Here is an 11,624-nt window from a genome sequence, read left to right as displayed (position 1 = left end):
CCGATAAGGGGTTCCGTTTAAACGCCGATTGACAGCGTCAGCAAGCCATTCTGAGGAAATTCTGTTGAGAATTTCTTGCTGGAGCATAAGGAGAACAGAATTATCCCACCACAAGCGGATTCTCGGAAAAGCGTGACAAAAATCAAAAAAAACTAAATAAAAACATTATTTTAATATTTGAATGGTGGGCCCGGAGGTGCTCCAACCCCCGCACCAGATGGCCTGTCGCTTCCATACGTTTGATCGTGGCATTGAGTCACAGAATGGACTTATCTGCAGAATGGAATCGGATCGAAAACATGGTTCTGTGATCCGCTGTCACCTTCGCAGAAAGGCCCTGTTGAGAATACCAATAGACGCACAAGACACTGGCTTCCCAGAAAAGCTTGATCCGCTGACACTCGGTCATCGAGATCAAGCTTTTAATTGTAATCGGCTCTATAATACGCCGCGTGAATGCCTGGGGTACAAAACGTCTGCAGAGGTCTTCTGGCAAAAATTCATCACAAACAGACATCGTTCTACGTAAACTTAAATCGCAAAAGCCGCGCGTTGGCACGACGTCACATACGTACAACCCAATGAAAAAGAAGCGTTCATCCTGCCCATAATCAGGATGAACGCTCCGCTTTGCATTATAACCAATCAAATACTACCAGTGGAAACGAATACCACCACGCACAGTACCGGACTTGATATCTCCGTTAAACTTATAGGTTCCGCTTACGAAGCTCGACCACTTATCGGATGCATCAAAGACGTTCACAGTACCGCCAACTTCGCCAAAGACACCTTTGAAGTTATCTTCGACAGTAAGTGGCACGCCGATGTTCTGAACGTAAGCCGAGTTGGTGTTCTTGAACTCGTCCCACACACGTCCGGTGAGAGAGGCCTCTACACGATAGCTCTCAGTTTGTAGAACCTGACCGCCAAACCGTGCACCGAGGCTTCCACGGAAGCTTTCTTCATGCCCGAAGCTGATTGCAGCACCCGAAATATCGTTCAGATCACCTATACTGGTGCGGGCATAGGAAAGCGTCGCAACAGGTTCAATAAACAACTCGTTCGGCAACTCAAAGCGATATCCTGTGTCCATTAGGAAGCCGTAGGTGTTCGCCTTCGGTTTTTCGTCGAAACCGAGCGTCGGCGTATTGTACTCAACCTTCAGCAGGTCTGCTTTAAAAAGGGTATCGATGAAGAAGCCCTTGTTAATATAGGTTGCATAGGCGCCTACAGTTCCGCCCGAATATTCAAAGCTTGTCGGCGAATGACGGAAATCCAGTGAAGACTTCAAATAGCCGCCGAGCAGGCCGAAGATGAGTGTATCGTCGTTTGCCAGCACATCGCCTGTGCCAAAATCAACCCCACCGATCAGACCGAACGTGTTCTGCTTGTAACTCGTATCGAAGCTATAAGTGTTGTTCGCTATCGAATAGCGCGTTCCGGCATCGCGGCTTGTCCAGTTTCCGACAGCTTTGACCCAGACGCCCGGCGTAACGCCGTTTGCAGGAGGTGCTGTGACAGGGCCGTCTTTGGAAACGTAACCTTCCGGCAGCGTCTCCGCGTTGCCAAGCTGGCTGCGCAGGTCGCCCTGACGATCCAACCAGATACCCGATGTTTCGTTCCAGATCGTCTGCGCGCCTGTCGCGAGAACTGGCAACTCAAACGCTTCATGATCAACTGCTCCGATGAGACGGAACTCCTGTCCACCTGGAGCTGCGAACCGCGCTGCCATACCGGTTCCGGTTGGCACGGGTACATCAACGAGAGCAACGTCATAGAAGAATAGCCCCTTGTCGATTACATGATTACCGCCACGAATGGCATTTGCACTTGCCGGGTCAATGGTGAAATCTGTGATCGAAGAAGCAAGGCCAGAGACTTCTACAATTGATATACCCTCAGGATTATATGCGCCCGGCCCCGTGTTCATATCGCGAATATTAAGCAGCGTATGACCGGCGGTATTGCCTTCAACCCGTAAGACGTCCGAAGTAGAACCGTACTGGCCGAGATAAGCGTCAATTGCCAGCGTTGAATTGCCGGTGCCGGTGTAATCACCGCCTGCCACCGTAAGGTCCCGCGCAGCGTTAAATGCGAGGCCTGCAGTTTCACCCTGCATGGTCAGTATGCCGTTGTTATTGAAGTAATCCAGATTGGCAAACTCGGCATATTCTCCACCATTTCCAGTGAACGATGTCCGGATACCGCCGAGATTAGACAGGCGGTCAAAACCCGCGCCGAAATCGCTGATACCGGAAACAAACCAGTTGCCATTATTGATCAGGGTATCGTCATTCGCTGACAAGCCCACACGGCCGACTATTTGACCGTCATTGTTAACGGTGACCGATCCACCTTGAGCATTCAGCGCAAGTTTGCTTTCGTCTTCGTCAAGGGCGGACACAAAGCCATTATTGGTAAACACAGCGCCATTTCCGGACAGGATATCGACCACCGCGCTGTCATTTTCACCCGCGCCCGCAATTGTACCATCCGTGGTCACAGTGACACTACTAGCGCCCGCTGCTACAATCGCCGAGGCATTAAGTGAAACAGTCAGGCTTTCTCCGCCGGTCTCAACGTTGGTGTTACCATCACGAGAAAGGGCAACAATCGCTTCATTGTAAGCCTGTATCTCAGATTCCTGACCTGTAATCACACTCACATTGCCAGCATCTGCCAAATTGGCAGCTACAACGCCGACGCCTGCTGAAATTGTGGAACGGTCGCCTATAAGGACATCCACTTCACCCGAACCCGCCACTTTAGTTGCCACAATACCGGCAGTTGCTTCGATGCCGACATCTTCGTCAAGCTTGATCCGTACATTGCCATCACCCAGCAGGCTACTTGCATTAACACCAACGGCACCAGCTTGTAGGCGGTCACCCTTTCCAAGGCTCACCATTACATCGCCTTCACCAGTAAGTTTTAGCGCATTTACAGCAATCGTGTCAGATGTGATAGAGACGCCATCTGCTACTGTCACATCCACAGCGCCCGCACCTGACGTTGCTGAGATCGCCAACACGCCGTCACCGCCTGTTGCGGAGCCCGACAAACCACCAATATCATCATTGACGCTAACCGTAACGTCACCGGACGTTCCGAACTTGGCAGCAGCAATGCCGATACCGTCTGAAAGAATTCGCGCGGTGTTTGTGATCCTGACATTGCCCGAACCAATATTAAGAGCACCCAGTCCAAGTGCACCCGCAGAAACCTGCTCATTAGCTGTGACTGTAGCATCGCCCGAACCTATAGTGACGGCGGCAGCACCGACGTCAGCACCAATGATACCCCCATCGATCTCGATATTGGCGAAACCTGTACCTCCGCCAAGTGCAAATGAACCAAACAGTCCACGAGCGTTAACTTTGTCACCGATCTGTATATTGGTAGAACCACCGGTATTAAGCGCAACGACGCCTGATCCGGCGGCATCAACTGTGCCATTGGTGGTGATGTCGACTGAACCATCTTTTCCAATAGTTGCAGCGAAAATACCCGATCCGTTCGTCGCGGATACGGCACCGTCTGTTGTGATATCCAGCGCTGTGTTGTCGCCCGATAGAGCTGCGACAATACCGGTCTCACCTGTAATGCTATCCATCGCCTTAATTGTAACGATGTTGTCGTCGCCATTGGAAGCTGCAAAAACGCCAACGCCCGAAGCGGATGTAACTGTTCCTTCTGTCGTTATGCTGAGCGTGCTATTGGCGCCCACCACAACACCAGCAATACCCGCCATTGTTGTCGTTGCCCGTTGCGACACCCGAAATGCCAACACCGGCAGTCGTGATGGAACCACGATTGCTGACACCAACGATATTGTCATCGCCAACGACCACGCCAGCAATACCCGCCAGGCCGCTATTCAGCTCGCCCTGATTACGAATATCCATCACATTGCCGTCGCCGACAACTAGGCCTGCAATTGAAATGCCAAAATCGCCGATCTTACCACTATTGTGGATAAATACGTCGTTTGCACTGCTGCTGCCATCTCCAACCTTAACTGCAGCGAGACCAACTAACCCCGCACCGTTCGACGATTCCAGCGCCGAATTCGAATTGATTTCCGCACGTCCATTACCGACATTGAGTGCGACGACACCAGCAAGATCCGCATCGATATTGCCAGATGTGTTGGCCTCAGCAGTGCCGTTGCCAAAAGCACCGGCAAAACCGCCAATCAGCGGTGGGTCAATACGACCGTTAACGTTGATGGTTGCATCTCCACCGATGGAGATGGCAGCGACACCGGAGAGTGCGCCATCAGCCGAAATCTTACCATCATCGTCGAGCGTTGCAGTTGCGTCGCCTTTGTTTGCGATTGCCGCGATGCCTGCAATACCGCCATTCTGCACGCCGTTTAGCACGTCAATATCCCCTGTCGCGGTGACAGAAGCATTACCATCTGTATTGAAGGCAATGGCACCGGCGTATCCAGCGGTTATATCGTGGACGGTTACACCGACATTACCATTCGAGCCAACAGATCCTGCAATAATGCCGATGCCGTTCCGCGCAGTGATTGTATCTTTAGCATCGACCGAAACTTCGTTGTCTGTTCCAAGTCCGATAGCGATGATGCCAATGCCGTTATTCGCCGTTACCTCGCCATTCGTTGTCACATCGACAGTTGCTTTGCCGTCACCGGCCAGAAGGCCTGCAAGATTGCCAATATTGGTCGGATCGTTGATGACGTTGAGCAATGAACTAGGATCCGCATCGACGCTGCCCGCGACGGCAATTAGGCCATTATCGCCCACAATCTCCCCGGAAACGACGATGGTGGTGGTCGCATTTCCGTTTAGAGAAGCAGAACCGGCGAGAACACCAGAAAGACCACCGGAAATATCCGCATCACCTACGACGACGGTTTGCGCACTATTGGAAGAACCGGAACCAAGCGCGGCTGAGATCGCAGAAATACCGCTCCCGGAACCGCCGGAAACTGTTCCACCATTTGCGGTAACATCTGTTGAGACATTCGCACCTAGACCAATATTGAGCGCGTTTATACCGTCCTGAGTGCCGCTGATGTCGGCATTTGTTACGATGATGTTGGTCGCAGCGCCTTGACCAAGAACGCCGCCTGAGACAGTTTGAATGCCATTGCCGTTTGTGCCAGTGACAGAGCCGCCAGTTACGTTAATCGTGGAATTCAAACCATTAGCGACAACACCGCTGTTTCCGCTTACAACTGTTTCCGTCAAAGTAATTTCGTTATTAAGGCCGTTTGCCACAATGCCATTACCTGAGGCTCCAATTACGGAACCGCCGGTTACCTCAATAACATTGCTGGCACCCATTGCGCTGACGCCATGGTCGCCACCGGTAACGTTCGTGTTTCTCAAAGTGATGGAATTCGTCAATGCGGAGCCCAAGGAACTGCTCGCATTTATGCCATTTCCAGTCGTAGCGCCTATCGAACCCCCAGTAACATAGATAGTATTCGTAGCACCGTTGAGGTTAACGCCATGATTAGCACCGATCACGTTCGTGTTCGTCAGTGTAATAGTGTTGCTCACAGCAGGTGCGCCAAGAATACCTGTTGCTCGGATGCCATCTCCAGCATTACCAGTTACTGTTCCCCCGGTGCTATTAACCGTGTTACTAAGTCCGTTAAGAACGATACCGTTGTTGGCGCCACTGACACTACCGCTTCCTCGATAAGTGGCCGAGCTGCCGGAAATGTCGAGCGCATTTACCCCAGAAATGGTACTATTCACAGTGCCGTTATTTGTGACCGTTGCTCCACCGATAATTGCAGTAGTCCCGAGGCCATACCCCGTAACGTTAGCGCCTGAACCGATCGTGATGGGAACGACTTTCCCACGATTACCACTGGTTGTCGTGGTGTTGCCCGTACAGGTTATAGAGAGAAAACCATTGCAAGCGGCCAAGGCATCGCTTGGCGTCAGAAATAATCCGGCCATCATGCCAGCCGTCAGCGCGGTTCCGGAAAGAAGATGTATAAGCCGCGTTTTTGTCTCATCGCTAGTTAAGCGAGACGTACCAACAGCTTGCTTGTTCGACGAAAAATGATTCACGCTGAATCCCCCAAATCCTAAATTCGCCGAATGGTTGTTTCCCAAATGAATCGGCTATGGCCCCAGTATACGATTAGGTTTTGAGTAACACCGGCTAAAGCGCGCCAAAATACCTCAATTGGGGTATTCTAACTCCATTTCTTTGGAGAACCGCTCAAAGAGGGAATAACGCGCTTAAATTGCAACACAGGCAAAATAGAATATGGGATATGCCGGTTTCTTAACTGAGGCACTTTGTTTTATCGCCCCGACACAAACAAAGATTGAATGCTCTGATAGCAATCCACGAGCACTCTTCGGACGATACCTATAACCCGCATGGCAAAGAAAAGGACCTTAGGATTGGCATGCATATTTTCAGACGGGCTCAGTTCGAGCGTCAGCATTAATCTACCCTCTGATGATTTCTGATCAATGTAAGAAGCTCTCCCTGACGTTTAGTGCCTGTCTTCTGAAAAAGTGATTTGATATGTGTGCGAACAGTCTCGTAGGAGCGCGATGTTTTATCAGCGATCTCTCGCGCCGAAAGACCATCATAAAGATGCAGCGCAATTGCGGTTTCTTGAACACTCAGACCATAGCGGGAAAGTAAAAAATCAGTATCCTGCACTTTTGGCATAACTTTACTGGAAAGTATTAATACACCTACTGCGGCAGAAAGCATATTTGGTAGATTGTCTGGCAATCGCTGAATTCGCAAATGCAACGGCGGTTTGTCTTCGCGTTCTATCAGAAAAGGCGCCAGCAGTGTGTCGGGTTTTAGTGAGAACGGCGCAACTATCTCGCGCATAAGGAATTGTAGTTTCTCTGTATCGCGCCGTAAAAGCAGTTCGCCATCTGAAACCTGCAAATCAGGTCCCAGCAGCAATTGCGCAGAATGGTTCACATAAACCACCTTACAAAATCTGTTGAAAAAGATTGCAGGCGTTGTAACAATATCTAACCCTTCCGCAGCGCCACGGATTTTGCTGAAAGATAAATGATACATGAGATAGCCGATGTCCTGAAATCGGCGCCTCAGGGCCTGTAGTATCGTTTCTTCTTCGATAGTAAATGCATCATCCCCTATTTTGCGGTGTATCGCCAGAATGAGCCTGTCCTTCGTGGACAAATGCCATTCAATGAAAGCGGAATGACCAACGCCATGCTTACGTACAAAACGATAAAACTGATTTAGTTCGAATTCGTCACGCGTTGTATATTGAATATCGCGGACGACCCCATTTTGTGTTAAGAATGGTAATGCTTTGGAATGCCAGTCATTTTCGCTCCAACCATCATCAAAATACTCTTCAAATCCCCTTGACAATGAAGGAGTAAACATAACAGACATATTCGTTGCTTCAGTGAAAGGAATGATATTAAGCCCCCGCGCACGAAATGCTTCGGTCAGCTCAATAAGACTGTTTTCCCATAAAAACTGATTTAATGGGTCTTCAGAAAGTTGATCCATTGCCCTATTAATTTTTGTAATATCTATCGACAATTTAGCGCTCCCCCGCCACATCATCATATAACTCTCAGACTTAGTGTAAATCCTCTAATATTCCAGAGAAATACACATGCCATTTTAAAGACAGCGAAATGATGAAAAGTCCAACGCAATCTTGTCGCACATGCTTCAAAAAACTTCATTTCCATATAGTTGGTATTCTTACATCAGTCGGCGACATATGTGAGCCGACAAACTGCTCAGTTACTCTTCACGCATAACTGTCGTTTATATCGTTGGAAGAGTTTTTACCGTACTTGAACGAAAAAATGCTGAGCGAATTTATCTTCATGCGGTAACTACAAATCCCAATCATTGCCCTAGATTAGTTGTTTAAAAGCCAGTTTCAAATAGGGTTGAGGAAGTTCAGCAGGCTATGATTTAATCGGATTTCTGACGTGCGATGGAGATCACGATAACCTGGACTGAAACCGCCCTCCGACAGGATGAGCGTCGTATTTCGCGTTATTCAAGCAATTTAATGCTAAGCGGTAATTCTCTTCCACGTGTCGTCCGTCGGTGTAATAGGCGATTTTCTGCATGAATGATGTGGAGAATCCTGTGAGAGACAGTATGAATCAGTGCCGGACATTTGAGGTTTTGACGGCGGAGCCCGTACGAAACCGAAATAGGCCGCGCGATTGGACGCAAAACGAGAAGGCGAGGATTGTGGCTGAGTCATTGCAGCCCGGAGCCAATGTCACGGCGGCAACCTGGTCTGAAGATCTGGATCCCTCGCAGCTTTATGGATGGCGTCGTAAGGCGCTTGCGTCCGGTGTTATTTCGCCAGTAACAGCAGGAGCGGACAGTCCGGCCTGACTTGCACGCTAATTGACAGATAAGGGCTGTGATAGCGATGACAATCGAGAGACTGCGCGAATGGCTGGCGCTATTACAGTCATCCCTTACAGATCAAACAGGCGGAATATTCCAAAACATTCTGCCGTAGCACTTCATGGAGGCCGCGCACGTATCGAACAAATGACGGGGAAGCTCAAAACGGTTCAAACGTGTCGCTTTACGTTGCGAGAAAACAGCAAGAAACTTCCGATCAATCGTCGCAATCGCAGCGGTTTTCATCTTAATCAAATCCGTCCAAAAGGCCTTGGAGGATCTATGCCATTAATTGTCGCAGTGTTATTGTTGTGGTTGGCGCCGAGACATGAACGCTGGCCTGATGCATAGTGCGTCAGGCCTTTTTCAGACATTTACGGCAAACATACACTAATTGTACTTAAAACTTACCGATCACGCTCCATGCATATCCATAATTATGTTTGGATAGCTGCGCACAGTTTTCGTTTGCGCACACCGCAATCGCTGTACCTACAGCAGCTATAGCCACTCGCGCAAAAATGGCGTGGTTTTGTTGTCCGACCGCACCGACACATCGCTGGCAGTGATCGCCCGCATCATCACCTCGATGATAAGCTCCTGTCGAAGCGCTGCAATGTTGTTAGTCACCACCGATCTATCCAATGCTGCCTTGCCGGCTGATTTCGTATTTTTAAAAAAGCGTTTCTTTCGAAATAGTTCATGCGCCAAGTTCAACAGCTAAAACGTGCGTTATAAAACTCGGAAATGATGATCCGACATGACTGCTCTTTCTCCAGTAAGAAAGAACCACAAAAAGTTGAGAGAGGCCATCACGCCTTTCGTCTGATCCACTCCCTGTAAATAAAGAGCCAAAACAGGGTTGTGTAAATATTTCAGTCAACACAAGGAGAAAGCAGACACGCCATTGAGGCAATGCACCCACGCGTATCGACTAGATCAGAAAGATGACGTTTATCTTATTGTACGCTACACTTATTGCGCGAATATAAAAAAGGATAGAATCCATGATTGTCAAAGTAGGCGCGGCAAGGCGTGAATGGGCAGATACTGCTGTAATCTACGACGAAACCATCGATAAATCTCATACAGAAACCACTGCTGATGGTAGTCTTCAAATTAGTTTCGTTGCTTCTGCCATTCATGGCCGTGACCGTGATTCATCTCAGTATCGATATACAATGATATTTTCAGCTGACGAGCTATCCATTCTAAGTGGTTCTGGTTCCGATTAAGCAACGGATCGCCAATAGAATCTATTTTGTAACATCATAAACTAACCAAACCTGTGACATCCAAACAAAACTCGCTGTCGTATTTACAGCGCTGCACAATTTGTAATGTTTCTTGGTCCAGTGGTTAAGGCGCAGACTGTTGATTGGACCCCGGGGCGCGAACAAAGCTATGACCGCGGGTCGCTCCACGGCTGCTCCATAGATGTTGATTTTCGGCTATATTTGAGCCCTAAACACTGGTACCTTTAATGACAGTAGCTACTAAGTTTTGCTGCCCAGAACCGAGCGGTCGGAAAATCACTCGGGGTCTGCATATATTGCTTGGCTCATTTTTAGGGTTCTCAGACGTAAGTTTTCGATCCCATTACGCTTATAGCGCTCAAAGTCGGCGGACAATCAAAGCGGTCTTCGGGCGGATGGACGGTTCTCATATGCTATCGCTTTCAGTTCATGCGAAACGGTACACGAAGATATTCGAGCGAAGCCCAAGGTCTCATAGAAGGCTGAACCGCCGGTGGCGTCTGTGAAAAGCCTAATACTTTGGAAAGATGGACGTCCTCTTCGTAACAGTTCGTGTACAAGATCGGTAGCGTATCCCTTTCGACGTTCGGCTTTCAAAACATAGAGGTGCCGAAGGCGTCCAGTAAGAGCGTCGCTGATATAGGGAGATATTCAACCCGCCGAGCGCGATCACATCTGAGCCCCGGAACATCCCAAGGAGCACCTCGCCTGGCGTATCAAAGCAGTTCGTTCCGGTTCTCCAGCCCTTCGCGATCGTAAGTAATATGAAAAGCGAAACAACCACTTTCAGCAAACTTTTCGGCAGCTCGCACGTCCGACACTGCGCGCAAAGCCGCCATTACGAGTATATCCTAGTCGGCCAGCTTGAGCGATGGATATCCATTCTATTGCTCATGTATGCCTGTTATAAAGAGCGATAGAGGCGTTTCTATTAATCATAGTAAGTGATAGTATGAGTTATAGAAAGGGACCCTATCGCTCATGACCTGGAACTGGACGCAACCAAACTGGCCCAATTTCCGCTATGACGCTGCGGCGCTACAAAGTCTGAAGCAACGGTTCCTGCTGTCGTCCGGCGAGGTGATTGGTGCAGTTCGCCACATCAACCCAGAAGAGCGCGACCAGTTGCGCATCGAACTGCTCAGTGATGAGGCAATAAAAACCAGTGCGATCGAAGGCGAGACTTTGGACCGGCTCAGTGTGCAGTCATCACTGCGACGGCAGCTGGGTCTGGCAACGGATCGGCGTGCAGTGCAACCGCGCGAACACGGCATCGCCGAGCTGATGATTGATGTGTATGGCAGTTACGCGTCGCCACTTGACGACGCGACCCTGTTTCGCTGGCATACCATGTTGATGGCCGGCAACCGGCATCTCGACACCATCGGTGCCTATAGGACGCATACGGATGCCATGCAAATCGTCTCCGGACACCTGGAGCGCCCAACCATTCATTTCGAAGCGCCACCCTCAAGTCTGGTGCCCACCGAAATGGACCGTTTCATTGCCTGGTTCAACGAGACGGGACCCAATGGCCCGTCTCCCCTCCCCGCGCTGACACGCGCTGCGCTCAGCCATATATGGTTTGAAAGCATTCATCCGTTTGAAGACGGCAATGGGCGTCTTGGCCGTGCCTTAGCGGAAAAAGCGCTCGCGCAGTCGCTAGGCCAACCCAGTCTGATCCTGCTGAGTTTTGCCATCGAACAGAACCGCAAGGCCTATTACGCGCAGCTGGAACAGCATCAGCGCACCCTTGATGTGACAGAATGGCTGGTGTGGTTTGGGCAAACCGTTCTGGATGCGCAAGAGCTCACCCTGAAGAGGGTGCGTTTCTATATCGCCAAAGCACATTTCTATGACCAGTTCCGCAATGTAATCAATCCACGGCAGGAAAAGGTCGTGGCGCGGTTGTTTGATGCGGGTCCGGACGGCTTTGTCGGTGGACTGAGCGCCGACAATTATCTGGCCATCACGAAAACC

General features: G+C 49.8%; 8 protein-coding genes and 1 pseudogene. 4 read left to right on the top strand and 5 right to left on the bottom strand.

The window, feature by feature from the left end; all coding sequences use genetic code 11:
* Positions 1–196: 196 nt before the first annotated feature.
* Positions 197–529: pseudogene (locus tag CEV31_RS21665) on the top strand (transposase); the annotation flags it as partial.
* A gap of 123 nt (positions 530–652) precedes the next feature.
* Here CEV31_RS21665 and CEV31_RS19350 read toward each other — a convergent pair.
* The 3 genes from CEV31_RS19350 to CEV31_RS19345 all read right to left on the bottom strand — a co-directional run bounded on the left by CEV31_RS19350 (position 653) and on the right by CEV31_RS19345 (position 7,548).
* Positions 653–3,835 carry an autotransporter outer membrane beta-barrel domain-containing protein gene (locus CEV31_RS19350; protein WP_235818188.1) on the bottom strand — a complete coding sequence of 1,061 codons (3,183 nt, stop codon included), beginning with the start codon at positions 3,833–3,835 and terminating at the stop codon, positions 653–655.
* Complete coding sequence (locus tag CEV31_RS21375) at positions 3,717–6,062, bottom strand: beta strand repeat-containing protein (protein ID WP_235818187.1); 2,346 nt, start codon at positions 6,060–6,062, stop codon at positions 3,717–3,719. The genes CEV31_RS19350 and CEV31_RS21375 overlap by 119 nt, the downstream gene beginning before the upstream one ends.
* A gap of 385 nt (positions 6,063–6,447) precedes the next feature.
* Positions 6,448–7,548 (bottom strand): helix-turn-helix transcriptional regulator, encoded by a 1,101-nt coding sequence (locus tag CEV31_RS19345; protein ID WP_169717412.1) that lies wholly within the window; start codon positions 7,546–7,548, stop codon positions 6,448–6,450.
* 546 nt (positions 7,549–8,094) lie between these two features.
* On the opposite strand from CEV31_RS19345, the gene CEV31_RS21460 reads away from it, so the two are divergent.
* Positions 8,095–8,373, top strand: a complete 279-nt coding sequence (locus tag CEV31_RS21460; RefSeq protein WP_328587699.1) for a transposase — start codon at positions 8,095–8,097, stop codon at positions 8,371–8,373.
* A 516-nt stretch (positions 8,374–8,889) separates the two neighbouring features.
* Here the strand turns inward: CEV31_RS21460 and CEV31_RS21455 are convergent.
* Positions 8,890–9,021, bottom strand: coding sequence for a hypothetical protein (locus CEV31_RS21455; RefSeq protein ID WP_268876360.1), 132 nt, complete (start codon positions 9,019–9,021; stop codon positions 8,890–8,892).
* Between the two features lie 374 nt (positions 9,022–9,395).
* Between CEV31_RS21455 and CEV31_RS19330 the strand changes: the two genes are divergently transcribed.
* On the top strand, positions 9,396–9,623 hold the full coding sequence (locus CEV31_RS19330; protein WP_094509653.1) for a hypothetical protein: 228 nt from the start codon (positions 9,396–9,398) through the stop codon (positions 9,621–9,623).
* Between the two features lie 396 nt (positions 9,624–10,019).
* Here the strand turns inward: CEV31_RS19330 and CEV31_RS21595 are convergent, their stop codons facing one another.
* Positions 10,020–10,283 (bottom strand): GNAT family N-acetyltransferase, encoded by a 264-nt coding sequence (locus CEV31_RS21595; RefSeq protein ID WP_374847398.1) that lies wholly within the window; start codon positions 10,281–10,283, stop codon positions 10,020–10,022.
* Positions 10,284–10,625: 342 nt separating this feature from the next.
* On the opposite strand from CEV31_RS21595, the gene CEV31_RS19320 reads away from it, so the two are divergent.
* Positions 10,626–11,624, top strand: a 999-nt coding sequence (locus tag CEV31_RS19320; protein WP_094509649.1) for a Fic family protein, incomplete at its 3' end; no start/stop codon positions are given.

This window comes from Brucella thiophenivorans (genome assembly GCF_002252445.1).
Lineage (GTDB): Bacteria > Pseudomonadota > Alphaproteobacteria > Rhizobiales > Rhizobiaceae > Brucella > Brucella thiophenivorans.
The sequence above is the reverse complement of the archived record's forward strand: the minus strand, read 5'-3'. Positions and strand labels throughout refer to the sequence as shown.

Bases quoted from the DNA above. Each gene is read 5' to 3' on its own strand.
- CEV31_RS21460 (WP_328587699.1), top strand. From the start codon at position 8,095: ATGAATGATGTGGAGAATCCTGTGAGAGACAGTATGAATCAGTGCCGG.
- CEV31_RS19330 (WP_094509653.1), top strand. From the start codon at position 9,396: ATGATTGTCAAAGTAGGCGCGGCAAGGCGTGAATGGGCAGATACTGCT.